Origin of the sequence: Bacillus sp. 3a (assembly GCF_017161885.1) — a bacterium.
Taxonomy (GTDB): domain Bacteria; phylum Bacillota; class Bacilli; order Bacillales; family Bacillaceae; genus Bacillus; species Bacillus safensis.
In genome coordinates this window covers 2,375,520-2,398,309 of sequence record NZ_CP067376.1, presented here as the reverse complement: position 1 = coordinate 2,398,309, position 22,790 = coordinate 2,375,520, and the positions used below count along the sequence as shown (strand labels likewise).

At 37.9% G+C, this 22,790-nt stretch carries 26 protein-coding genes; 6 read left to right on the top strand and 20 right to left on the bottom strand.

All coding sequences use genetic code 11. The features are described 5' to 3' along the window. Positions 1–19: 19 nt before the first annotated feature. The 8 genes from JJ692_RS12185 to JJ692_RS12150 all read right to left on the bottom strand — a co-directional run bounded on the left by JJ692_RS12185 (position 20) and on the right by JJ692_RS12150 (position 8,589). Positions 20–670: a response regulator transcription factor gene (locus tag JJ692_RS12185; protein WP_073205756.1), complete on the bottom strand. Its 651-nt coding sequence runs from the start codon at positions 668–670 to the stop codon at positions 20–22. Between the two features lie 5 nt (positions 671–675). After that, a complete protein-coding gene (locus tag JJ692_RS12180; RefSeq protein ID WP_206533823.1) occupies positions 676–1,860 on the bottom strand; it encodes a sensor histidine kinase in 1,185 nt (394 codons plus the stop codon). 100 nt (positions 1,861–1,960) lie between these two features. After that, on the bottom strand, positions 1,961–4,123 hold the full coding sequence (locus JJ692_RS12175) for an MMPL family transporter (protein WP_206533822.1): 2,163 nt from the start codon (positions 4,121–4,123) through the stop codon (positions 1,961–1,963). A gap of 216 nt (positions 4,124–4,339) precedes the next feature. Continuing rightward, positions 4,340–5,443 carry a threonine synthase gene (locus JJ692_RS12170; protein ID WP_206533821.1) on the bottom strand — a complete coding sequence of 368 codons (1,104 nt, stop codon included), beginning with the start codon at positions 5,441–5,443 and terminating at the stop codon, positions 4,340–4,342. Positions 5,444–5,515: 72 nt separating this feature from the next. After that, positions 5,516–5,890 (bottom strand): RidA family protein, encoded by a 375-nt coding sequence (locus JJ692_RS12165; RefSeq protein WP_044334500.1) that lies wholly within the window; start codon positions 5,888–5,890, stop codon positions 5,516–5,518. Further along, a complete protein-coding gene (locus JJ692_RS12160) occupies positions 5,887–6,552 on the bottom strand; it encodes a helix-turn-helix transcriptional regulator (protein WP_024425163.1) in 666 nt (221 codons plus the stop codon). The genes JJ692_RS12165 and JJ692_RS12160 overlap by 4 nt, the downstream gene beginning before the upstream one ends. A 144-nt stretch (positions 6,553–6,696) precedes the next feature. Further along, positions 6,697–7,377, bottom strand: coding sequence for a TetR/AcrR family transcriptional regulator (locus JJ692_RS12155; RefSeq protein ID WP_044334502.1), 681 nt, complete (start codon positions 7,375–7,377; stop codon positions 6,697–6,699). Positions 7,378–7,419: 42 nt separating this feature from the next. Continuing rightward, positions 7,420–8,589, bottom strand: coding sequence for an FAD-dependent oxidoreductase (locus JJ692_RS12150; protein WP_206533820.1), 1,170 nt, complete (start codon positions 8,587–8,589; stop codon positions 7,420–7,422). 242 nt (positions 8,590–8,831) lie between these two features. Here JJ692_RS12150 and JJ692_RS12145 point away from each other — a divergent pair, with 242 nt between their 5' ends. Then, positions 8,832–9,029, top strand: coding sequence for a hypothetical protein (locus JJ692_RS12145; protein ID WP_056766646.1), 198 nt, complete (start codon positions 8,832–8,834; stop codon positions 9,027–9,029). A gap of 63 nt (positions 9,030–9,092) precedes the next feature. On the opposite strand, the gene JJ692_RS12140 is transcribed toward JJ692_RS12145, so the two are convergent. The 3 genes from JJ692_RS12140 to JJ692_RS12130 all read right to left on the bottom strand — a co-directional run bounded on the left by JJ692_RS12140 (position 9,093) and on the right by JJ692_RS12130 (position 10,624). Next, entirely contained in the window at positions 9,093–9,440 is a 348-nt protein-coding gene (locus JJ692_RS12140) for a DoxX family protein (protein ID WP_277602649.1), read from the bottom strand. 116 nt (positions 9,441–9,556) lie between these two features. Then, positions 9,557–9,982, bottom strand: a complete 426-nt coding sequence (locus JJ692_RS12135; protein ID WP_044334508.1) for a MarR family winged helix-turn-helix transcriptional regulator — start codon at positions 9,980–9,982, stop codon at positions 9,557–9,559. 69 nt (positions 9,983–10,051) lie between these two features. Further along, positions 10,052–10,624, bottom strand: coding sequence for a TetR/AcrR family transcriptional regulator (locus JJ692_RS12130; protein WP_025093225.1), 573 nt, complete (start codon positions 10,622–10,624; stop codon positions 10,052–10,054). 177 nt (positions 10,625–10,801) lie between these two features. Here JJ692_RS12130 and JJ692_RS12125 point away from each other — a divergent pair, with 177 nt between their 5' ends. After that, positions 10,802–11,728, top strand: a complete 927-nt coding sequence (locus tag JJ692_RS12125; protein ID WP_044334513.1) for a DsbA family protein — start codon at positions 10,802–10,804, stop codon at positions 11,726–11,728. Between the two features lie 11 nt (positions 11,729–11,739). Next, on the top strand, positions 11,740–12,057 hold the full coding sequence (locus tag JJ692_RS12120) for a monooxygenase (protein ID WP_044334515.1): 318 nt from the start codon (positions 11,740–11,742) through the stop codon (positions 12,055–12,057). Between the two features lie 48 nt (positions 12,058–12,105). Here the strand turns inward: JJ692_RS12120 and JJ692_RS12115 are convergent, their stop codons facing one another. Next, a complete protein-coding gene (locus tag JJ692_RS12115; protein ID WP_206533819.1) occupies positions 12,106–13,053 on the bottom strand; it encodes a carbon-nitrogen hydrolase family protein in 948 nt (315 codons plus the stop codon). A 100-nt stretch (positions 13,054–13,153) separates the two neighbouring features. Between JJ692_RS12115 and JJ692_RS12110 the strand changes: the two genes are divergently transcribed. Together JJ692_RS12110 and JJ692_RS12105 are read left to right on the top strand one after the other, a co-directional pair. Then, positions 13,154–14,044: a LysR family transcriptional regulator gene (locus JJ692_RS12110; protein ID WP_044334519.1), complete on the top strand. Its 891-nt coding sequence runs from the start codon at positions 13,154–13,156 to the stop codon at positions 14,042–14,044. A gap of 342 nt (positions 14,045–14,386) precedes the next feature. Further along, on the top strand, positions 14,387–15,154 hold the full coding sequence (locus JJ692_RS12105) for a pentapeptide repeat-containing protein (protein WP_044334521.1): 768 nt from the start codon (positions 14,387–14,389) through the stop codon (positions 15,152–15,154). Between the two features lie 34 nt (positions 15,155–15,188). On the opposite strand, the gene JJ692_RS12100 is transcribed toward JJ692_RS12105, so the two are convergent. The 8 genes from JJ692_RS12100 to JJ692_RS18975 form a co-directional block, all read right to left on the bottom strand. Continuing rightward, the gene (locus JJ692_RS12100; protein ID WP_044334523.1) at positions 15,189–15,611 is read right to left on the bottom strand and encodes a cytidine deaminase; all 423 of its coding nucleotides are present in this window, start codon (positions 15,609–15,611) and stop codon (positions 15,189–15,191) included. Positions 15,612–15,743: 132 nt separating this feature from the next. Further along, positions 15,744–16,016, bottom strand: a complete 273-nt coding sequence (locus JJ692_RS12095; protein WP_024425174.1) for a DUF2651 family protein — start codon at positions 16,014–16,016, stop codon at positions 15,744–15,746. A 230-nt stretch (positions 16,017–16,246) separates the two neighbouring features. Then, entirely contained in the window at positions 16,247–17,167 is a 921-nt protein-coding gene (locus tag JJ692_RS12090; RefSeq protein ID WP_034622030.1) for an alpha/beta hydrolase fold domain-containing protein, read from the bottom strand. Between the two features lie 34 nt (positions 17,168–17,201). Beyond that, the gene (locus JJ692_RS12085; RefSeq protein WP_151863048.1) at positions 17,202–17,603 is read right to left on the bottom strand and encodes a MerR family transcriptional regulator; all 402 of its coding nucleotides are present in this window, start codon (positions 17,601–17,603) and stop codon (positions 17,202–17,204) included. Between the two features lie 157 nt (positions 17,604–17,760). Then, positions 17,761–19,224, bottom strand: coding sequence for a glycoside hydrolase family 1 protein (locus tag JJ692_RS12080; protein WP_206533818.1), 1,464 nt, complete (start codon positions 19,222–19,224; stop codon positions 17,761–17,763). 23 nt (positions 19,225–19,247) lie between these two features. Beyond that, positions 19,248–21,149, bottom strand: a complete 1,902-nt coding sequence (locus JJ692_RS12075; RefSeq protein WP_206533817.1) for a beta-glucoside-specific PTS transporter subunit IIABC — start codon at positions 21,147–21,149, stop codon at positions 19,248–19,250. 113 nt (positions 21,150–21,262) lie between these two features. Further along, the gene (locus tag JJ692_RS18980; protein ID WP_241257957.1) at positions 21,263–21,778 is read right to left on the bottom strand and encodes a PRD domain-containing protein; all 516 of its coding nucleotides are present in this window, start codon (positions 21,776–21,778) and stop codon (positions 21,263–21,265) included. After that, positions 21,682–22,104, bottom strand: a complete 423-nt coding sequence (locus JJ692_RS18975; protein ID WP_241257955.1) for a CAT RNA binding domain-containing protein — start codon at positions 22,102–22,104, stop codon at positions 21,682–21,684. Before JJ692_RS18975 ends, JJ692_RS18980 begins: the two co-directional genes overlap by 97 nt. A 342-nt stretch (positions 22,105–22,446) precedes the next feature. Between JJ692_RS18975 and JJ692_RS12065 the strand changes: the two genes are divergently transcribed. After that, positions 22,447–22,755, top strand: a complete 309-nt coding sequence (locus JJ692_RS12065; RefSeq protein ID WP_025093214.1) for a magnetosome magnetite crystal formation protein family — start codon at positions 22,447–22,449, stop codon at positions 22,753–22,755. Positions 22,756–22,790 lie beyond the last annotated feature (35 nt).

Below are 22,790 nucleotides of genomic sequence, written 5' to 3'. Positions count from 1 at the left end.
CTCCTGTTTGTTCAATTATCTAAAAATGAATGATCCCTAATTCTATTGATGTTTTAATTGCTTCAGCTCTTGATGTCACATTTAGTTTTTGATAAATGTTTGTTAAATGTGCTTTTACAGTTCTCTCGGAAATTCCCATATCAAATGCAATTTCCTTACTCCGAAACCCTCTAGCTACTGCTTGCAAAACGAGCATTTCTTTTTCGGTAAGCAAGTGGTTGGCTGTTTTCAATTTTTCTTGAGGTTCTTTGTGTACGGTTGATTCAAATACCTTTGAGGCCACATTTGATTGAAGTAAAATGTCTCCTCTGATGGCCGCTTCAATTGTATTAAATAAGTTTTCTCTGCTGGCATCCTTTAAGAGGTAGCCTTTTGCACCAAGCTGTAACCCTTGAATCATTAAGTTCTCTTCATTATAAGTAGTCAAAATGAGTACGGGAACTTTTATTTGAAGAGTCTGCATTTCTCTAAGCATATCAAGCCCGCTCATCATTGGCATGTTGAGGTCAAGTAATACAAGGTCTGGGGATTTTTCTTTTATGACATCTATCCCCTTTCCTCCATCTTCTGCTTCTCCAACAACTTCAAATCTTTCGTCTGTTTCAAGAATTAATTTTAATCCTTCTCTCACAACATAATGATCATCAACAATCACAATTCGATAAGACACTGTATTTACTCCTTTTTCAAAGGTATGTTCACTATTACTTGTGTACCTTCATCTTTTTTACTTTTCAAATGGATCTCTCCACCAAGCAGCCGAACACGTTCTGACATACCAATGATGCCGTAATGTCCAAAAGTGGATTCTCGTTTTTTCTCATCAAATCCCACTCCATTGTCTGCTATTTTCAAATGGATGTGATCACCTTGTTGTACCATCACTAACTCGACATGGCTTGCTTTGGCATGTTTTGAAACATTCGTTAAGCATTCTTTTATCATGTAAACAGTATGTTCAATAAAAAAAGGTGACATATTCTGAGGTACAGATATCTTTGTACGAATTGGGATATTCGTTGCTGTCGTAAATCGATTTACTTCATTTTTCACTGTTTCAGTTAAATCGTATTGATCATGACGATCCTTCCGAAGATCATCAATCACCATTCGTGCCTCACCTAATGTTTTTCGAGCTTGGCTCATTGAGCCCTTGATAATGCTTTGAGCACGCTGGGTATTTTGATTCTCTAAATGTGCTTGAACAGCTTCCAATTGCATAATAATGCCTGCAAGCCCTTGTGCAAGGGTATCATGTAAATCTCTCGCCATTCTTTGACGCTCATTAGCAAGGGTTAACTCCTCCACCTGCTGATGTGCGAGTTCGAGTTCCTTTAGAAACGTTTGAGTTCGAATTCTAGCCTTTACTTGTCTAAAAAATAAGATAGAGTATGCAACGACCACAATAAGGATGAGAAATAAAATCGGAATGTAGACAGTCAGATCATCTGTATCATTAACCAAAATAAGAGCTAGAAAAAAAAGTACATAAAAACAAAGTCCTGTCAAAATAATCTTTAATGTATGATAGTATACACCGATGCTTTGAGCAATTAATAACGGTAAAAGACCAATTAAAATAACAGGAGAGGCAGCTTGCATAGCTAAAACACAAAATAAAATAACGATTCCTTGGATGAAGAAATAAATCCAAGGCTTCTTCTTGAACCAATAAAATGACCACCAGTGCAAAATGAGATGGATCGCGATAAGGCCAGAAAAAAACAAACTTGAAAGCGATAAAGATGCTGTTAAAAACTGAAAAATCATCGCTGCAGCATAAACAAGAACGCCCCATAATAACGTGGGAATTCGGGAATAGATCATTTCATTAAATGGGTCTATCCGTTTCTTAACCATAATCTCTCACCTTCCAAACCCCATCATAACACGAAAAATACCGCCCGCCTTTTAAAGAGGCAATGGCGGTATTAGGATTTTAACATTTAAAAAGAATACATTATATAATCTTCTTTTCCTTTTGGGCAATTGACTCTCCTTCAATATCAATATGCGGAAGCAATTGAGCCAGCCATTTTGGTAAGTACCAATTTGCCCGCCCTAATAGCATCATACAAGCAGGGATAAAGGTCATTCTAATGACAAATGCATCGAATAAAACCCCAAATGCCAATGTTAATCCCATTGTTTTAATAATCAAGTCTTGAGCAAAAATAAAGCTTGCGAAAACGAAAATCATAATTAAGCCTGCTGCAGTTACAACCCTGCCACTATGCTGTAATCCAGAAATAACAGATTTCTTTGCATCATGAGATAGAAGAAATTCTTCCCTCATTCTACTAACTAAAAATACTTCATAATCCATTGCAAGACCAAATAATATTCCTGTCACTAGTACAGGCATAAAGTTTAACAACGGTCCTGCTGCAGGTATTCCAAACAATGGGGCAAGGTGTCCATCCTGTAAAACAAAGACAGCAAAACCTAATGTAGCAGTTAATGTCATTAAAAACCCTAGTACAGCCTTTAATGGAACAAGGAATGATCTAAATACAAGAATCATTAACACAAAAGCAAATCCAATAATGACTCCTGCAAATTTTGGCAATGCTTCACTGAGTCTATCTGAAATATCTATATTCACGGCAGTAGAACCAGTCACAAGAAACTTTGTGTCAGTCACACTCGATTCATTTCGAATGTCTTTCACTAATTGCTTCGTTTCTTTATCCTCCGGACCACTTCTAGGTAAGATTGTTAACATTGCGTACTCACCCGATGGATCAGGGATCGCCGGCGTGATTTGTTTGATACCATCCATTTTTTCTAACAATTTTGATGATTCCTCGATGGACTTGGACTTCATCGTTTTATCTGCTTGAGAGGCATCTATGATGATGGCAAGTGGTCCATTAAACCCCTTGCCAAATCCTTCTGCTAAAAGATCGTATCCTTTACGTTCAGTTGTTTCTTTACCTTTCATACCGTTGTCTGGAAGACCAAGCTCCATATGAAGTGCTGGCCAGCTTATCAATCCTGTCAATAAAATGACACCTATCATTATTTTACCCGGATGCTTTTGAATAAATCTTGCCCAGCCCATTGTTTTTTTCTCTTTTTTTGGCTGTAATTTAGAAAATAACTTATATTTCCTAGAAGGACTCACCTTATCTCCAAGAAGCCCTAGTATAGCTGGAACAATCGTGAGAGAAACAAGCATAACAGATAGTACCATAAAGGCTCCCACAAGGCCCATGATACCTAGAAATGGTATGTCAACTAATACAAGTCCACATAATGCAACAATAACAGTGACGCCCGCAAATAATACAGCACTTCCTGCGGTACCCACAGCTCTAGCCGCAGCCTCATTTAAATTGTAGCCCTCTGCTAACAGCTGTCGATATCTTGAAATGATAAACAGTGCATAATCAATTCCTACTGCAAGACCAATCATCACCGCTAATGTGAGACTAAATGCAGACATTTCTACAAAGTTTGAGGTGATTAAAATGACCATCACACCTATTACTAGCCCAATCACAGCCGTCAATATTGGTAATCCTGCGATCAAAAGTGAAGCAAATGTAAAGGCTAAAATCAAGAAGGCGAAGACAATCCCTATGATTTCAGAAATCCCACCTACTTCAATTTCAGAGAATGTGACGGAGCCGCCTAATTCCGTTTGGATGCCTGCATCTTTTGAAATCTTTATGCTATTTAATACTTTCTCTTTTGAGGATTCCTTTACCTTATCCGATTTCACTCGATACGTAATATCCGCATATCCTATTTTCTTATCTTTACTTATCGTAAAGGTCTGATATAAATCGGTCACCTGCTTAACTGCTTTATCCTTTTTAATTTCTTTTATCGTCTCATTAATTTTATGTTTCACTTTCTTTGCTTCTAAAGTTTCATCTTTAGGTGCTTTAAATATTAGACGAATCGTTCCCTCATCATCACCTGCTGGGAACTTCTTTTCCAAGAGATCCATCGCTTTTTCAGATTTTGTTCCTGGAATCGACATATCTCCATTAAATGAAACGCCTGTCCCTATTGTTGCTGCAACAACAGCTACTAAAATAAGTAACCAACCGATTAACATTCGTTTAGGCTTAGTAAAAGCAAAGTTTCCTAAGTTATATAAAAATTTAGCCATTCACTTTCTCCTTTTTCATCGAATTCATGATATTCACCTCTTTATTCTACGTAATGAAATAATTGATTGAAATTGTACTTTTGGGCAAAAGGGATTGTACATTTAGGCATGAAAAAGAGCATCTCTTTTGAGATACCCTTCTATTTATAGAGAGCGTTCATTTTATCTATATCATCATTTGGCCAATTCCGGATCAGTTGTATTAGTCATATCTGGTTATTTTGATTTAATTCCTGCACCACAAAGAGGTATGACGATTGTTTCTTTTGCTTCCTTTTTATATTTCATGTAGCCAGCAAAATTGACTGCAGATGTCACTTCCACATAAAATCCTTTCTCACTTAGTTTAGAGCGTGCATTCAATATCTCATCCTCTTCAATATCTATAAATGTACCATTGGTATCTTGTACAGCTTCTAGAATTTGTTTGGAGCGCGCCGGGGCAGCAATGGCTATACCTTCTGCCAAAGTTCCTGTATTCGTAACAGGCGATGCTGATTCCTCCGCGTTTTGATAAGCTTTCACGAGAGGAGCACAGTTTTTCGCTTGTATGGCAATGATTTTCGGTATTTTTTGAATTAAACCATTTTCAAATAACTCTTTAAAACCGTAATATGCACCTAGGAGGAGAGTACCATTTCCAACCGGAATGATTAATGCATCAGGTGCTCCTTTTATTTGTTCATATATTTCATAGGCGTATGTTTTTGTTCCTTCAAAAAAATAAGGATTATACACATGGCTTGCATAAAAAACGTTTTCGGCGTCTACTGCTTTTTGCGCCGCGGCTGCAATATCCTCTCGTGTACCGAGAATTTCTTTAATCGTTGCTCCATGGGCTTTTATTTGAGCGATCTTTTTAGGTGAAGTTTCATCGCTTAGATAGATGTCACATGCAATCTCGCAACGAGCTGCATAAGCGGCAATCGCCGTTCCTGCATTCCCGCTGCTATCCGCAATGACTTTTGATACCCCTAATTCCTTTGCCTTTGTCATTAAAACAGCAGCTCCTCGATCTTTAAAGGATAGCGTAGGCATCATATAATCAACTTTTACATAAGTGTTTGGCTCATGAGGATCTAAAACGATTAACGGAGTTTGACCTTCACCCATTGTCACAGATTCCCAAGTCTTAGAACCTTTTGAAAATGGCATGGTTTCAACATAACGCCATAATGAGTTTGGGTAGTGATTCCAAGCCTCCATATCTATTTTAGGGGTATCTTTCACCAGGTTTAATACGCCGTTACAATCACATTTCCATAGAGTTGGTGTCATCTCATACTTTTTCCCACAATCGTTACAAATCAATTGATTCATCAATCATCAGCCCCTTCGAATAATTTTTTATACAAAATATACTTTTTTATATATCATAGGCAAAAAAATATTCTAAATATAAGAAATAGCATCAATTTCAATCTTGAAACCAAAATGTAATTCATTCGTTGGGACAACAGTACGTGCTGGTTGATGTTCACCAAAAAATTGAGTATAAACCGCATCTACTTTGTCCCATAAATGAATATCCGAAATGTATAATGTCATACGCAAAATCTTTTCTTTTTTACTTCCGGCTGCTTCTACAATCATCTCCACATTCTTAAGCGCTTGTAATGTCTCTTCTTCGATGGTGCCGAATTCCTTTTCTCTCGTTTCAGGATTGATGGCAAATTGTCCTGAAACATAGACCGTGTTTTGATGAATGGTTGCGAATGCATAATGTCCGTTGGATTTTAGATTTCCTACCTCAAGGATGCTTTTCATTTCGTTTCCCCTTCATTCGATTTATGTTTGATTTCATCCAAATAGCTATAGACGGTGACTTTAGAAATACCTAACATAGATGCGACCTTCTCAACCGAACCTTTCATTAAAAAGATTCCCTTTTCATCCATGAACCTTATTAATTCAATTTTTTCATGGCGTTTCATAACTGGGTGGACACTGTTTTGAATGATCTGTTGAATCAATTGATCTACGATTCCTTCCACATTTTCAAGATCATCATTTGATGTTGTTTCATTCTCTTGAACTTCAACTTTTGTAGAAAGAAAAGTATCCATAAATTGCTGCATTTGATTCAATGCTTCAACATCAAAATTGATACAGAATGCCCCGATCACCTTTTTCTTCGAATCACGAATTAATGAAGTCGAAGAACGAATGGTACGGTTGTCTTCTGTTTTAAATGTATACCCAGCAAGATAATCTTCTTTAAAATCTTCTGATTGTAAAACAGTCTTTACCAAATGATCAAATGATTGACCGATTTTTCTTCCCGTCACATGATGATTGACTGTAAACATGACAGATGCTTGTGGGTTCGTTAAATCATGAATAACGACTTCACAATTTGGTCCAAACATTTTTGCCGTAGATTTTGCTAAAGGAATATAGCTCTCTAATAAATTCTTTATATTTTCCATGCCTAAGCACCTCATTTGTTTATTCCACTAGATTATATAATTTTTTATATACAAAAACAATATATAGATTTTTTTATATATGTTGAAAAAGTTAAGAAAATATAAAAAAAGCAGCCATTGACTGCTTTTTGCTTGTGCTCCTTTCTAATTGATTTCTTGCTGGATTCCATACAAAATGACTTCAATTCCCCACCTGAACCGTTCCATTGATACGGTATCACCTGCAAACATTTCTTCTTTTAGGCTATGGATGAAAGGAAACCGCGTTTTGTCTGCATCATGAAATGCTTTCTTTGTATCTGAAATCTGCGAAGAGCCATGTTTCTTCCAAGAGACCTTTTCGTATGCTACGGAAGATACGTATAACAGTAACAGGTCTACTCCCCATGCAGCAGATGTAGATTTGATCCCGCCTTCATGCAATGCAGCGAGAATAAGTTCGGTCAACTGTAAAAAGTTCGTTCCTTGCGGGATGGTGGAAAGAGAAATTTCAGCAAGACCAGGTTTTTCGAATAACAGTAGGAAATAAGTATGCAATATGTCAAATAACTGTTCTTTCCATGTGCCATTCACTGAATCTGGATAAACCATTTGGCCGAGACCATAATCCAATACGTAAGCACTTAGTTCTTGAAAATTGTTCACGTAGACATACAAGGATGCAGGTCCCGTATCGAGTGCTTTAGCCACCTTACGCATACTCATGCCCTCTAATCCTTGCTCCTTTAGAAGCTCATAGGCAGTTTTCACAATGAGTTCACGGCTTAAGGGCTCTTTAGCCGGCCGAGACCGACGACTTATAATACGACGATTTGAATTGTTCATAATCTCTTTATAACATGTCAAAGTCAAATAGTAAATTGAGCATCAATCACCGTTTTCTTGAAAAGAATTCATCATTTCAGCAAGCTTGATTGCAGCATCTTTTGAAAAACACAGCTTTAAACTTTTTTCAGATTCACGAGCTTTCTCCGATGAATATTCGTACATCCTGTCTTCGTATTCTTCAATAGCCTTTTCAATATGATGAGGATTTCGAACTATCGCAAGTGCAAGCTCCATTGCATCAAACATCGCCATGTTTACACCCTCCCCTGCGAATGGCGACATGACATGAGCGGCATCACCGATAAGCGTTGCTCCTTTATGGCGGTTCCATTTAAAACCGACAGGAAGCGTATAAATCCGTCTTGGAATGATGGCATCTTCGGCATAACGAATATAATTTTTCAGCTGATCGTCCCAATCACTAAATAACGCTAATAATTGTTCTTTTGCTTCTTTCGCTTGATGAAACGGAATACCACAAGTCTCAATCCAGTTACGCTCTACCATAAGGCTTGCATACACTTTGATTCGTCCATCTCCGTTTAACTGACCAATCAGTCCTTTGTGGTCAGCTAAAGCAAACATCTTACCACGTTTATTAAATGCAGCTAAATCAGGGTGGTTCATCTCTACGTTGAGGATATTCAGTTCCAGCATCGTGAGTCCGGCGTATTCAATATCAATATCTGTTAACAGAGGACGCACACGAGAAAAAGCACCATCTGCCCCAATTACAAGATCAACTGTCTCAACAACTCCGTTTTCAAAATGAAGCTCCGTCATGCCGCTTTCTAATGAAATGCAACTTTCTAGTTTATATCCATATTTGATGTTTTCAGCATTCATTTGATCTAACAGCAGTTCGCACAAAACACCACGATCAATTTCTGGGCGGGTTCCTTTTTGATCTGATTCCGTTTCTTCATCTAAATAAATTCTTCCTGATTTATCAAGTAAACGGAAATCTTCTCCTTCATAGCGGGCGTTCCTTTGAAATTCCTCATAAACTCCTGCTTCTTTTAAAGCTTTTTGACCTGTTTCTTCATGAATATCCAGTGAGCCTCCTCTTTCAAGACTCTTGTCATGCATTTCTCGTTCATAGATGGTTGTTTTTATACCGTAATTTTGCAGTATTAAGGCGAGTGTTAGCCCCCCAGGCCCTCCTCCAATAATAGCGATCTGCTTTTGTTTCTTAGATAATGCCGTCATCGTATGCATCTCCTCTTCTTTATGGAAATCGTTTAAAGCCACATCACATTTATATTATAACGAACACTGTTCGTAAAGAACAGTGTTCGTTTAAAAAGTTTATTTCACAATTGTGTGTTTTACAATCGCCTGCCACCATATGATACACTTCAACTAGGAATGTGAAAGGATGTCGAATCATCACAATGATTCTTGAATCAGTCGTTTCCATTGTTCTAATTCTGAGTGTAAGAGGTGTTTCTATGAATAAATTATTGGCAATGTTGATATTAGGATTGAGTTTTAGTGGTGCCGCTCTCATTCTTTCTGTCCCTTTGTTATTCAAGTCCAAACCAGAACAATTTGAGCTGGTGTTTGCTGCTGGATCAGCGGGCGCTTTCGCAGTATTCGCTGTCTCATGCCTAGTTCTTCGAAAACAATTCAATCGCAAAAAAACCTAAACACAATCCGCCATTAGAATAATGGAGATTTGTTTAGGTTTTGTGTTTTATTCTGATATCAACTTAAAGAATGTGGTACAAGCTGACCCCGATACTGAGAGCGAATAACACAATTGCAGGGAGTGCTTTTTTAAAGGGGTCTTTGGCTAATACGATCAGAGTAAAGGCAGCTGCAAGCATCGTGCCTCCTAACAGTAAGCCTGATAATATTGCTATTGTTGGCATCCATATGCCGATCAGCATTCCAGCAGCGCCTATGAGCTCAAAGGCTCCGGTTAAAACATTAAAAAAAGCAGGTAAACCAAATCGTTTGAACTCTTCTGCCATTTTCCCTGATATAATTTTCGATCCTGTTACAAAAAAGAAAGCGGCCAATATCATTTGCAGAATAAGTATGAAAATCGTGATCACATCTTTCTAAGTTATTTGACTGAAACACTCAGTCCAAATGGACAAATTTTCAGCTGATGCAATTTATATGTCATAGCATATATTGGGCATAAATAGATCATTACAGATTAGACATTTCAAGATTCATAGTCTGAATGAAATAATTTGTTCAAAAGTAATTTTAATTGTTGAATCTCTTCATCGCTTAATTGCTTTGTTACCGTTTGATGTGCATCCATGACGACAGGAAGAATGGCCTTTTTGACCTCGTGCCCTTTTTCTGTTAAAAGCAGGTGATGTGAGCGCCGGTCTTGTTCGTTATAGATTTTTTTGACAAGCCCTTTTCGTTCCATTGATTGGATCATTCTGACGACAGTGGTTTGATTTTTATCAATTCCTTCTGCCAATTCTTTTTGAGTAGTCCCCTTTTCACTGCTCAGAATACTGATAATACTCCATTGTTCAGGAGTGACCCCATAAGGCTTTAACCTGTTTGTAAAATAATTTGTCATTTTGAGATCGGTACGATGAACGAGATAGCCTATTAAATCTTGTAACTCCATGTAAAACACCCTCTATGAAATTTATATGCTATAGCATTTATATTAGTGAAGCCTTTGAAAATTGTCAAATCAACTATCTGCTTGTTTAAAATCAATCCCTGACAAAATATATGGCACTGCTGATTTGATAAATTCCTCTGATGATATGTGCGAACTATTTTTTCTCCACTCAACAGAAGCTCCGTGAATTCCCCAGCTTAAAAAAACAGCTGTGACCTTCAGAATTTGCTTTTCGACATTTGTATATTGATTGATTAACAATTGATAAAAAATGATTTCAAGCTGTTCCCTCACAATAGGAGCAAGTTCAGTTTCATATTCTACTTGGCAGCGGTTATGCAGAGATTGTTGAAAATTCGTTAATGCTTTAAAAATATTGATGATCGTATCTTCATCTAGTTTACGATGATTGAAATGAATACTTTCTAAATTAATCGATAATACTTCTGACAGCGTTTTATCCAGCAAATCGTATTTATCCTCAAAATGATAATAAAACGTCGCTCGGTTGATCATGGCTTCTGCCGTGACATCTTTGATCGTAATATCCTTAAATTCCTTTTTCGATGAAAGTTTCATAAAAGACTCCATGATTAACTTACGCGTTCTCAGAACCCGAGGGTCTGTCTTTGGCTGCGTCATCTTATCTCTCCTCCTTTTTCAACACATCTATTAATCTGTTGGATAAACAACAAATTGAAGAAATTATTGGTGTTGGTCTTACTCATTGTGTCTTAAGATCTAATTGTAATGCAAATGATTGATTCAAACAAACATAGGGAATAGCGTTTCCTGCATAATTTGAGGAGGTAAATGAAATTGAAAAACAATGAGATGTTTTGTGATATAGAAACAGGTGTATGTGGTGTAGGTGAAGAAGAGGATATCCAGGTGATTGATTTTCAACAATCTAAAAAATCTATTACGCTCTATTATGTAACAGACCCAATTTGTTCGCATTGCTGGGCAATTGAACCTGTCCTGCGTCGATTGAAAGAGCAATATGGACATTATTTTCATTTCCAGACTGTGTTGGGTGGACTGTTAGAGAAATGGCATGGTGGTCCAATTGATCCTGCAAACGGAATTTATAAGCCTGCTGATGTTGCTGGTCACTGGAGAGAGGTTGGAGAACATTCCCGCATGCCAATTGATGGTTCCTTAATGATTGACAATCCTGTTCAATCCTCCTACCCGCCCTCTCGCGTGTTCAAAGTGATTCAAAAACATCATGATGATGCAATAGCCTATACTTTTTTACGCCGTGCAAGAGAAGCGCTATTTGCCTTCAATCAAAATATATCGGATATCACGGTGTTAATTGATATCGTCAACGACCTTGGACTTAACGGAGATGTGATAGTCCATGAAGCGGAGCTGCCTAGCGGCCAGGAATTATTAGATCAAGATTTTACTCTTGTTCGAGACCTTGGTGCTAGAGGTTTCCCAACGATCATCTTCGTCAACGAAGAAAATAAAGGAGTCAAAATCACGGGTGGCCGCTCATTTGAAGTCTATGTTGAAGGATTAAAGCAAGCTTTAAACACTGAAGAACTTGAACCGAAAAAGCGCCCAGCTGTTTCTATTCTGCTCGAAAAAGAAAAACTTCTATTTTCTAAAGAAATTGAAGTAATGTACGATGTTGACCAATCAGATGTACGGTCTTTTATGAAGAAAGAACTTCCCCAGCAGCAGTATCAAATGAAAGAAGTGCTGGGAGAACTGTATTTTACAACTTCGACATAAGGAGAATGACGATGGCACATTTATTACAGATGGATTTTAAGATGAAGGGCCCTTTCGGTGATGAAATGGCAAAAGAGTTTTCTGATTTAGCGAAAAGTATAAAAGAGGAAGACGGATTCATATGGAAAATATGGACGGAGAATCCCGAGAAGAATGAGGCTGGCGGAATCTACTTATTCGAAACAAAAGAAGCAGCTGAAAACTATCTTGAAATGCATTCTAAAAGAATAACCAGCTTTGGAATAACAGACATCAACGCTAAAATCTTTGATATTAATGCTGAGCTTTCTCAAATCACAAAAGGTCCATTAAAAACTCATCAAGGTTGACACACGAAAAAAGAGCGGCTGGATGGCTGCTCTTTTTTTCGTGTGATTTCATCGATTTATCCACTTTACATTTTCTTTTTTCTCTTCATTGACGACGAGCTGGAAGACATCAGGTCTTGAATAATGTCCTACGACATCGAAGTCAAATTGACTAGAAGAAATATCACGCAAATCAAGATCTGCCAGCAGTATCTCTTCTTGACCATAGACAGGTTCTTTTATATATTCGCCTAACGGACCGACGATTGCACTTCCCCCTCGGCACATTTCATCAGGAGAAGATGATAATTCATCATAGCAGGCTAAATCTTTAGGATACATCTCTTTATTCACATATTGATTACAAGATAGAACGAAGCAGCGGCCTTCTGCGGCAATATGGCGAATCGTTGATTGCCATAGCTCCCTGGAATCTGCTGTAGGGGCTATATAGATTTGTACGCCTTTTGCATACATCGCTGCTCTAGCTAATGGCATATAGTTTTCCCAGCAAATTAAAGCGCCTATTTTACCATACGGTGTATCGAAAACCGGCAGTGTGCTGCCATCCCCCTCTCCCCATATGAGTCGTTCAGAGCCTGTCGGCTTTAGTTTACGGTGCTTTCCAAGTAAGGCTCCATCTGGTCCGAAAAACAATACGGAACAATATAAAGTCCCGCGGCTTGATTCATCATCTCTTTCAATGACACCAATGACGAGGTAGACACCAGCTTTGCGGGCTGCTTCTCCTAATCTGTCTGTCGTTTGACTAGGAACTGGAACTGAATTTTCTAAGTAACGAAGCCAGTCCTTTCTTCCTTCTGGAGAACGGCTTCCTACAGTGGCGCCAAATGCTAGTCCTCTTGGATAAGCAGGTATAAATGCTTCAGGGAATACAACAATATTGGCTCCTTTTTCTCCAGCCTCAAGTGTTAACGAAATGGCTTTTTCAGTACATGCTTCTCTATCCATAATGACAGAAGCAGCTTGCACAACAGCAACTCTACATGTTGACATCTTACCCCCTCCTTATTCTCAGTGTAAAAATAAACGTTTATCATGTACAATATATCATCATCATAATGAGTATGCCTTATTGGAATAATGGGAGGATAAAATGAACATACGGGACTTTGAAATTTTTAAAACAATTGCGGAATGTGGAAGTTTTTCAAGAGCAAGTGAAAAGCTTTTTATCGCACAGCCTTCCCTTACTAAAACCATTCAAAAATTAGAGAAAAAACTGGGTGTCATCCTTTTCGATCGGTCAAATCGAATTTTTAGGTTAACGGATGAAGGACAGCTTGTATATGAAAAAGCGATTGCGGTGCTTCAGCAAATGAATGAGTTGCAAATGGAGCTGGGTGATACCGAGACGCATATTCGCGGCCATTTAAAGATCGGTCTGCCACAAATAATTGGTACCTTTTTCTTTTCCAAAGTGGCAAAGGCTTTTACTAAAAAGCATCCAAATGTGACACTCGAAATGATTGAAGAGGGCGGCTTGCATGTAGAAAAACTCGTTGAGAAAGGCGAAGTAGATGTTGCCTTTGTTGTCATACCTGCGCAAAGTCATGAATTAGAAGAACAACTCATTTTTGAAGCGCCGTTTGTGGCTTGTTTACCAAAAAATCACGCTTTAAAAGATGAACAACAGCTCTCACTCGAACAGCTTAAAGAGGATAACTGGATATTGTTTGATTCTTCATTTGCGTTGAGTCAAGTGATTGTAGATAGCTGCCGTAAGGAACATTTTGTTCCCAACATCGCTTACAGCACAACACAATGGGATTTGCTTTTGACATTAGTTCGTGATGAACTTGGAGTGGCGATCCTTCCAAGTCCTTTAACGGATATGTACAGAGAGGACATTTGTGTAAAACCAATTAGCAGTCAATATATTCCCTGGAAAATCGGCATTGTCGTGAAGAAAGATCGATATAAAACACGTGCTTTGAAGGCTTTTTTAAAAATCGTTGCGGATATCTATTCTGGGGAACAGAAATAGAAACAAATAAAAAAATCATCCTTCTTAGTTTCTCCATGATAGCACCTGTCAGCCATGCAATAGACATGAGACCATCAGGTCATCACTTTCTGCTCGTTTTCCACGCCATCGTATGACAGACTTTCCACATGTACAGGCTTTTGCAGAATGTAATGATCAAAAAATGAATGTGAAATACACATTTTGATATAAGCGCTTTTCAAAACGATGACCACCCTCTTTATGTTTCTAGCTTTATGATATAATAACTTGTCAGTGCCAACCGCTTAGTGAAACCGAAATGAACTTGCTGGAAGGTATTCATCATTGGAAAAGATTCTGAAGAAATGATAGGTGATCACAATGAGAAGGCTTGAGTCTGGAATGTCAGTAGACAACGAAATATTTTCTGATATTGTCAGGTATGAACATGAAACGATAAGCGGAACGACCATCAATAACTCGAATGTTCATTCACCTATATTTTGGAACTGTCAGCTGCGTCATCTTGTATTTAATACGTGTGATCTGACGAATGCGAGATTCTTTGCAGGTAGTACGATTGAGCATTGTACGTTTATTCGTTCCGATTTGCGCTCTGTTGGGATTGCTAAAGGCGAGGCTGTTTTTACGAATTGCGAATTTTCCTCCTGTGATATGAGAGGAATGACATTGGAAAATGCTGCGTTTATCAACTGTACATTTTATCAATGCAGGTTTAATGACCGCATTTTACAAGCAGCGAATATTGTTCATTGTACCTTTACCGGTAAGCTAGTGGATATAACGTTTGAGGGAAATGGTAAACAAAAGCTGATCGCCAACTTTGAAAACTGCATTCTTGACGGTGTTCGCTTTACAGGCTGTGACCTGTCGCAATGTATTCCGCCAGCTTCCAAAAACCATCTATATGTTGAAAAGGTCTCCGCGCGTGTCAAACAGGCATTGCTGAAGATAAATCATGACCCTCATCTTTCTGACGAGGATCGGAAAGTACTGGTACGCAGCCTGCGCAGGCTTGAGCATATGGAACAATATATTTTTAACACGGCGCATATGGAGAACATACATGGGGCTGATTTTGTGGAGCGATTTTTCAGTTATCTGGAATGTAACAAAGAGAACGCTTGATGCGTCCCTCTTCCTGCTAAGTCTAGGTCGTACATCAACTTCTAGTATATTTGAGTGGAATCAGTTCCCCGATTTTCACTTTGACTAGTTCGCCATCTATTTCTATGATGACAAAACATTCTGGTCCGAAATCTGAAATGAGCTCTCTGCAGATGCCGCAAGGGCTTACGACCCTCAATCTTCTATCCTCTTCATCTGAATATGGATGTCGAACGGCAACTATTGTATCAAAATCTTTATATCCATTCGATAAAGCACTGCCAATTGCAATGGCTTCTGCACAAACCGTTACCCGTCCGATATACGCTTCTATATGGACAGCCGAGATCATTTCTCCTGTTTTCATGCGGATAGCGGCTCCTACATGGTGTTTATCCTCTTCATAAAGGCTCGTAATCTTCTTTTTTGCTTCGTCTATTAACTCTACATCTTTTGGAGTAAGATCAAATGTGTGCATTGTGTCCCCTTCGCCCTTCTATGCTCGTTTTGAATATACTGATCTATTATACCAAACTTCAGATAATGGGCGGTTCCGCTAGATGAAGAATGGATACAAAAAAGCTGATTTTTGTGACCATCAGCTTTTTCGTTATGCTCTTTTATAGCGGGCATACATATATCGAATGATTTTTGTGATGACAGAGGTACACATGCATAAAAAGGTCATGACCACGACCCAATACATATTTGACATGTCAAACCCAGTATAGGCAAATATGAAAATAGTGGAGACTGCAAATGTGATGATAAGAACGATGTAAACTCGCTTAAAGATGCAGTAGCCAACAATCCCCCATACCAAAGATAACAAAGGCAGTGTAAATAAGATTAGCGCCATGGGATGAAGAAAGAAAACACTCATCATGTCACTCTCCTTTATGAACCGGTGAACAACCGAATATGTATCATATTAATAGGAAATCCGCACATTGTAAACAAAAATTGGAATTTAAGGAATATTTAATCTGAGGTGAATTGACATTCCGAATGTTATGTCATGTTGAATGGAAAAAGACTGCTTTCAGTAAGCAGCCCATTTCGCTAAGCTTTCAAATATTCAAGCCGGAGCATTTTGATATGTGAAAAGAGAATCTAACTATTTATCACCTGAATGATTTTTTCCTGAGCGTCTTGTGCCTCAGGGATTGGCATGACGACAAATACATGCAGCATTTCTGGATAAACAAAGGTTTTCATGTCAATTCCTTGTTCTGCTAGCTTTTCATCAAGCTTTAGTGCATCTGGATATAAAATATCATGTGTTCCAATAAAATGAGTGATCTTCGCAAGACCGTTAAAGTCACCGTGAATCGGACTGATTAATGGGTCAGTTACCTTTTTATCTGCTGCCCACATTTTTGTAATGACATCTATTCCTTCTGGCGCTAGAATGGGATCTTTATCGGCATATTCAAATATAAGAGGATTGCTTAAACTCATATCAACACATGCAGATAATAAAATGATATCCTTCGGCTGCGGCAGACCTTCCATCTTTAAGAGGTGCGCAAGGCCAAGAGAGATATTTCCGCCCGCTGAATCACCCATGATCGTTAATTGATCGGTACTCTCAACCGTTTTTAGTATTTCTTTATATAGATTTAGAATTTTTGGATAGGTATCTTGGTAGCTGTAATGAGGTAATTTAGGGTAAATAGGAGCGATGACTTTGGCGTTAAGGGACCTAGCCATTTTATCCATGTACCACCAATGGAAATCGAGAGGCTGGTTTACCCAGGCACCACCATGTATATATAAAATCACCTTTTGTTTTTGCGACATTTGGTCATTCAATGTGAAAACCTGCATTCCTTCGAAAGTCTGCTCCTTTATCTCACTCTTTAATTTCACATCGTCTCCGATTGCATAAGGCTTTATATTTTCTATTTGAGACAGAAGATTTTTGGTTTTTTCGACACTAGCAAAACTCTCTTTATTACTTTGGGACGTGAATAATGTTTCAAATTGAATACTTTCTTCAGAACGTTCTCCATTAAAAATGTCGATACTCATTTTGTTTTCTCTCCTTTACTTTAAGCAGATATGTTTATTCGTCATCCTGATTCATCATACGAAATGATTTGAGATACACTTGTACTTCTTTCTCAGGAGTCTTTAATAAGTTAGATAAAAGGTCTTGTATGAGACGGAGACTGTTAATTTTCTTTTCAATTTCTTCATGTTTTTGATGTACAATTCTTTTTAAAGTATCAAGTTCTATGTCTTGACTCAGCATTTCCAATATTTCTTTTATTTCCTTTAGTGAATAACCCAATGATTTGGCATCTTTGATCAATTGAATTTTCACAATATAATCTTCTGTGTATCGTCTATAACCGTTCGAACGGCGTCTCGGGACAGGTAAAATGTTGTGTTCTTCATAGTAACGAATTGCGGCAGGGCTTATTCCTGTTTGTTTGGCAAGTTCTCCTCTAGTCATCAACTCCATCGTTACTCCTTTTTCGTGATTTTGTCTTTCTATATTTACATTATAAAGGTTGAACTATACTTCAAGGTCAAGATACGTTTCCGTAAAAAATAAAACACCATCGCATGCAGCCGGTTAAGGCGCCCTGAGATGGTGTTTTACATCATTCAATTTGCTTTTATAGGTCTTCTCCATTTGATGCGATTACATTTTTGTACCAGAAGAATGAGTCTTTGCGGTAACGATTCAGTGTACCATTTCCTAGGTCGTCTTGATCCACATAGATCAAACCATAGCGTTTAGTCATTTGAGATGTTCCGCAGCTGATTAAGTCAATGCAGCCCCAAGGTGTGTACCCCATTAAGTCAACACCTTCTTTTACGGCTTCTTTCATCTGTTCAATATGTTTTTTCAAATAATCAATTCGATAATCATCGTGTATTTTTCCGTCTTGTGTCAATGTATCCCTTGCACCAAGTCCATTTTCACAAACAAATAAAGGCTTTTGGTATCTGTCATACAGTTTAATTAATGAAATGCGCAGACCCATTGGATCGATCGGCCAATCCCATTGTGATAATTCCAAGTGTTCATTTTTAATCGGACTGTCAAACGTACCCGCTAGCTCAGCTGCATCTTCACGTGCTTCTGCTACATGGGACATATAATAGCTGATCGCAACAAAATCAACCGTGCCTTCTTTTAAAATTTGTTCATCCTGCTCTTTAATATCCAGCTTGATTTGATTATCAGCAAAGTATTTCACCATGTATGTTGGATATTCGCCTCTAGCTTGAACATCAGGATAGAACATATTCAATTGATTCGATTTGACTGCCTGCAGCTGATCCTCTGGTTTTGTTGTTTTTGCATAGGCTTCAATCTGGTTAATCATACAGCCAATTTGGACATCTGGAATGATTTCCTTCGCAGCCTTCACTGTTAAGGCACTTGCCACGAATTGATGATGAGATGCTTGGTAAGCAGCTTGTAATTTATGGTCTACTAGATCCTCTAAAATTCCAGCACCTGTATAAAGGCTATTGAGGTTCATATTCATTTCATTAAACGTAATCCAATATTTCACTTTGTTTTTATATCTTTCTAAAATCGCACGTGCGTATTTTTCGAACAATGGGACAAGCTCTCTACTCATCCATCCATTATATTTTTCTGTTAAAGTAATCGGCATTTCATAATGAGACATCGTTACTAGCGGTTCAATTCCATATTTCGCACATTCATCAAATACTTTATCGTAAAAAGCCAATCCTTCTTCATTCGGCTTGTCCTCTAAGCCTGTTGGAAAGATTCTTGCCCATGAGATAGACAAACGAAATACTTTAAATCCCATTTCTGCAAACAGTGCAATATCTTCTTCATAACGATGATAAAAATCAATTCCGCGTCTTTTTGGGAAATCAAATGCATCAGGACTTTCCTTGTACTTGTTTAGTTCAGCTGAACTCACATCGAATGTAAAGTTGTTCACTTTTCCTTGTGCATAAGGATCTTTATATGCAGCGAAGTCTGAAGTTGACAGCCCTTTTCCGCCTTCTAAATATGCACCCTCTATTTGATTGGCAGCGGTTGCGCCACCCCATAGAAAATTATCTGAAAATCCTTTTTTTAATTCTTTCATTTCAATCATCCCTTCTATTTTGATTAATGAATGAGCATTAAGAGTTTATTTTCTCCTGCGTTGACATAAGAGTCACCTGTATAAATAACATCCAGGTACTTCGAGGAATTAGTGACGATCATAGGTGTCACGACATCTAATCCTTTTGATTGAATTCCTTCTATATCAAATGATAATAAATGATCCCCGATGTTGATTTCATCTCCTTCTTCCACCAATACCTCAAAGAATTGACCATTTAGGCTGACGGTATCAATCCCTACATGTATTAATAATTCAACCCCATCATCTGAAACCAAACCTATTGCATGTTTAGTAGGTGTAACGGTCACTACTTTTCCGGCAAACGGCGCTTGTACCACCCCCTTATCAGGTATAATCGCTACTCCCTTGCCCATCATTTCGCTTGAAAAGACGGCATCATTTACGTCAGATAAAGGAACGACTTTACCAGTTATAGGTGCTTGTATTTCATAAGGATTTACTTGTCTGGCAGCTTGTTGATTGACTGCATTTTCTGGATATTTAGATGGCTTTCCCTGTTTTTCCGGCTGCCCTTCATCCTTTGTGGCAGGTTCATTGAAGCCAAGAAACATAGTGGCAAGCAGTGAGACCAAAAAGCTCAGCGCTATTCCAATTAAAGCCAGCTGGAAATTATTTGTGCCTTTCATAATATAGGTTGGCAGAGATGTAATACCTGGAATTGAAAATGCTGTCGTTTTGACTGAGAATAAACCATAAAAACATCCGCCAACTGCGCCGCCTATTAATGAAGCATAGAAAGGCTTTTTCAGTCTCAGTGTTACGCCATAAATGGCTGGTTCTGTAATTCCAAAGAAACTCGGCAGCAATGTTGATAACGCCAAAGACCTTGTTTCTACTCGTTTTGTGCGAATGATGACCCCTAAAACGGCACCTGCTTGTGCCATATTGGCAATAAAGTTCATCGGAAGCAGCATGATATCGTAGCCAACTTTTTCAAAGCTGGCAAACGTGCTTGGGAAGAATGCGTAATGCATCCCAGTTAGCACAATTAAAGGCATGAGGCCTCCCATTAATAAACCTGCAATCGGTCCAGCAAAATGGAATAAAGAAGTGAAAAAGATCTCTAAATACTGACCGAAAACGTTTCCAATAGGCGCTATGAAAGCTAGTGTAAGAGGCGCCGTGATCATTAAACTCAGTACCGGTGTAAACACAATACTTAAGGATTTTGGAATCACTTTCGTTATCCACTTATCAATAAAGCTAAGGAGCAGCACTCCTAAAATAATTGGTAAGACAGAAGAAGTATAATTATTTAATGGGATACTCAATCCTAAAAAACTAAGTGGATCTGCCCCTTTTGCTGCACCTTCCACCATCGTTGGATACAATAAAATCCCAGCGAGTGCCATCGCGAGAGATTCTCGTGTTTTAAATTTCTTCGCTGCAGAATACGCAATGAGGAAAGGTAAAAAGTAAAAGACAGCATTTGAAAAGATTTGAAGTACAGCATAGGTAGAGCTTTTTTCCGTCATCCAGCCTAAACTAACGAACAAAGCCATGATCCCTTTTATCAATCCACTACCAACAATCGCAGGCAAAATCGGTGTGAAAATCCCGCTAATGACATCGAATACGACTTCGATTGGATTCATTTTTGACGTATTTTTAGCAGGAGTAGAATCATTGCTGCTCTCTCCAATCAGATGGTCGATTTCCTCATAGACTTCTGCAACCTTTGCTCCAATAATGACTTGGAATTGTCCGCTTTGGAATTGCGCTCCCAGCACACCGTCTACTGTTTTCAGTTCATCTACTTTCACCTGTTTTTCATCGTTGATATTAAATCTCAGCCTCGTAATACAATGCCAGCTTTGAGATATATTGCCGGTTCCACCGATTAATTTAATAATTTCTTGCGCCAATTCTTTGTTTCCCATGTCTTCACCCCTTCATTTTCACAAAAAAAACCTAAACAAAATCCACCATTAGAAAGACTTCTAAATGGAGATTTGTTTAGGTTAATGCTTTTTCATAACACGCCTAAAAGAAATCATTTATTCTTTTGATGTTTCTTTGTAATTCTTTCAATATGAATGACTAGAAAAACAAGTTCGTCTTCAGTGACATTCCAATTGAATTCCCGCTTTAACATTTCTTTAATAATTAAACCGCATGCATAGCTCTTCATATACCGATCCTGAATTAATTCTTTTAATGAATCATCCATTTGCTGAGGCGGTTGATTTGTTTCTTGTCTGACAATAAAATATCTCAAATGAGTGATAAACCTCGAATAATCTATTGATGATTTATCTAACACCATCTCGAAAATGTTTTGAATAATCTTAACGATTTCCTTCGTGAGATGGGTCATTTTGATCGTATCTCCCATAGACTGACCATCTATTTGAGCGTTTACAAAATGAAGGGCAATAAGTGAAGCCTCTGTATCATGAAAAGTAATTCCCATCATTTTTTGAATAATTTTAAGTGCTTTTTCCCCAATTTGATATTCTTGATAATATAGATGTGGAATTTCCCATACAATAGGGTTTTCATATTCCATTTTTCTTGATGCCTTTGAATTGAAAAGGTAAGATGATCAGATAGCGAAAACAGCATGCTAGAACCTAATTTTTTATTCAACATCTCTTCGCCCATATGAATGATTTTTTCAGTTAATAAAAGAATATCAGTTGGGATAGCGGCAAGTTGAGATTCTAATGGAGACGTCTGATCAGAATAAAATGTCTTACTGACAGCGCTCTCATCAAGTGTATCACCCTTTTTCTTCTTAAAGCCTATTCCTGTACCAAAAACAACTACTTCATTTTGAGTGTCTGTTAGAGCTAATACGATATTATTGTTTAAAACTTTAACGACGGTGAACATCTTCATCCCACCTTACCTAAAACTGCTAAAAAAGCATAAAAAAAACACCAAAATCTCAGCAAACAACGTACAAATGTACAACATGTTTACCTGACTTGGTGGTGCCTGATGATATCAGTAACACTCCTGCATCGGTTACGACTTTATTGTAAACACAGGATAAACCAAAGTCAACTATTTTTTCGGTAAAATAGATTTAAATACCTATATTATATTATGTCGTTTATAAATTATTTTAAAAGGTAAACATTTTTAAGGTTGCTGTAAGGTTCAGATTAATACGGATTAAGGTTGAGGTAGTACAATGTGTTTGTAGTCAATAAATCATAGAGGTGAAACGTTTTGAGAGAAAATAAAGTCTTGTCATCATTATGTTACTTCAGTATCTTTTTCGCACCATTTTTGTTCCCAATTATCGTCTATTTCTTAGGTCAGGACGAAGTGAAATATCATGCGAAAAAATCATTATGGACGCATGTCATACCTTATTTGATTTTTGGTATTGGCATCCTTGGTTCAGGTTTACTTGGTATGAAAGATATCAGCCATGCGGGGCCTTTCTTAATTGCGACATATGCAGTGACATTCCTTGTTGCCATCTACTTCTTCATTTGGAACATTGTGAAAGGCATCAAAGTATTTTCAGAATAAATAATAGGTAAAAAAACGGTTCTGTTGTTGATCAG

Bases quoted from the DNA above. Each gene is read 5' to 3' on its own strand.
- JJ692_RS12170 (WP_206533821.1), bottom strand. From the start codon at position 5,443: ATGAATCAATTGATTTGTAACGATTGTGGGAAAAAGTATGAGATGACA.
- JJ692_RS12155 (WP_044334502.1), bottom strand. From the start codon at position 7,377: ATGAACAATTCAAATCGTCGTATTATAAGTCGTCGGTCTCGGCCGGCT.
- JJ692_RS12095 (WP_024425174.1), bottom strand. From the start codon at position 16,016: ATGAGTGTTTTCTTTCTTCATCCCATGGCGCTAATCTTATTTACACTG.
- JJ692_RS12165 (WP_044334500.1), bottom strand. From the start codon at position 5,890: ATGAAAAGCATCCTTGAGGTAGGAAATCTAAAATCCAACGGACATTAT.
- JJ692_RS12085 (WP_151863048.1), bottom strand. From the start codon at position 17,603: ATGGAGTTGATGACTAGAGGAGAACTTGCCAAACAAACAGGAATAAGC.
- JJ692_RS12150 (WP_206533820.1), bottom strand. From the start codon at position 8,589: ATGACGGCATTATCTAAGAAACAAAAGCAGATCGCTATTATTGGAGGA.
- JJ692_RS12105 (WP_044334521.1), top strand. From the start codon at position 14,387: ATGAGAAGGCTTGAGTCTGGAATGTCAGTAGACAACGAAATATTTTCT.
- JJ692_RS12160 (WP_024425163.1), bottom strand. From the start codon at position 6,552: ATGGAAAATATAAAGAATTTATTAGAGAGCTATATTCCTTTAGCAAAA.
- JJ692_RS12110 (WP_044334519.1), top strand. From the start codon at position 13,154: ATGAACATACGGGACTTTGAAATTTTTAAAACAATTGCGGAATGTGGA.
- JJ692_RS12175 (WP_206533822.1), bottom strand. From the start codon at position 4,123: ATGGCTAAATTTTTATATAACTTAGGAAACTTTGCTTTTACTAAGCCT.
- JJ692_RS18980 (WP_241257957.1), bottom strand. From the start codon at position 21,778: ATGGAATATGAAAACCCTATTGTATGGGAAATTCCACATCTATATTAT.
- JJ692_RS12090 (WP_034622030.1), bottom strand. From the start codon at position 17,167: ATGAGTATCGACATTTTTAATGGAGAACGTTCTGAAGAAAGTATTCAA.
- JJ692_RS12145 (WP_056766646.1), top strand. From the start codon at position 8,832: ATGAATAAATTATTGGCAATGTTGATATTAGGATTGAGTTTTAGTGGT.
- JJ692_RS12100 (WP_044334523.1), bottom strand. From the start codon at position 15,611: ATGCACACATTTGATCTTACTCCAAAAGATGTAGAGTTAATAGACGAA.
- JJ692_RS12080 (WP_206533818.1), bottom strand. From the start codon at position 19,224: ATGAAAGAATTAAAAAAAGGATTTTCAGATAATTTTCTATGGGGTGGC.
- JJ692_RS12130 (WP_025093225.1), bottom strand. From the start codon at position 10,624: ATGACGCAGCCAAAGACAGACCCTCGGGTTCTGAGAACGCGTAAGTTA.
- JJ692_RS12120 (WP_044334515.1), top strand. From the start codon at position 11,740: ATGGCACATTTATTACAGATGGATTTTAAGATGAAGGGCCCTTTCGGT.
- JJ692_RS12180 (WP_206533823.1), bottom strand. From the start codon at position 1,860: ATGGTTAAGAAACGGATAGACCCATTTAATGAAATGATCTATTCCCGA.
- JJ692_RS12135 (WP_044334508.1), bottom strand. From the start codon at position 9,982: ATGGAGTTACAAGATTTAATAGGCTATCTCGTTCATCGTACCGATCTC.
- JJ692_RS18975 (WP_241257955.1), bottom strand. From the start codon at position 22,104: ATGTTCACCGTCGTTAAAGTTTTAAACAATAATATCGTATTAGCTCTA.
- JJ692_RS12115 (WP_206533819.1), bottom strand. From the start codon at position 13,053: ATGTCAACATGTAGAGTTGCTGTTGTGCAAGCTGCTTCTGTCATTATG.
- JJ692_RS12075 (WP_206533817.1), bottom strand. From the start codon at position 21,149: ATGGGAAACAAAGAATTGGCGCAAGAAATTATTAAATTAATCGGTGGA.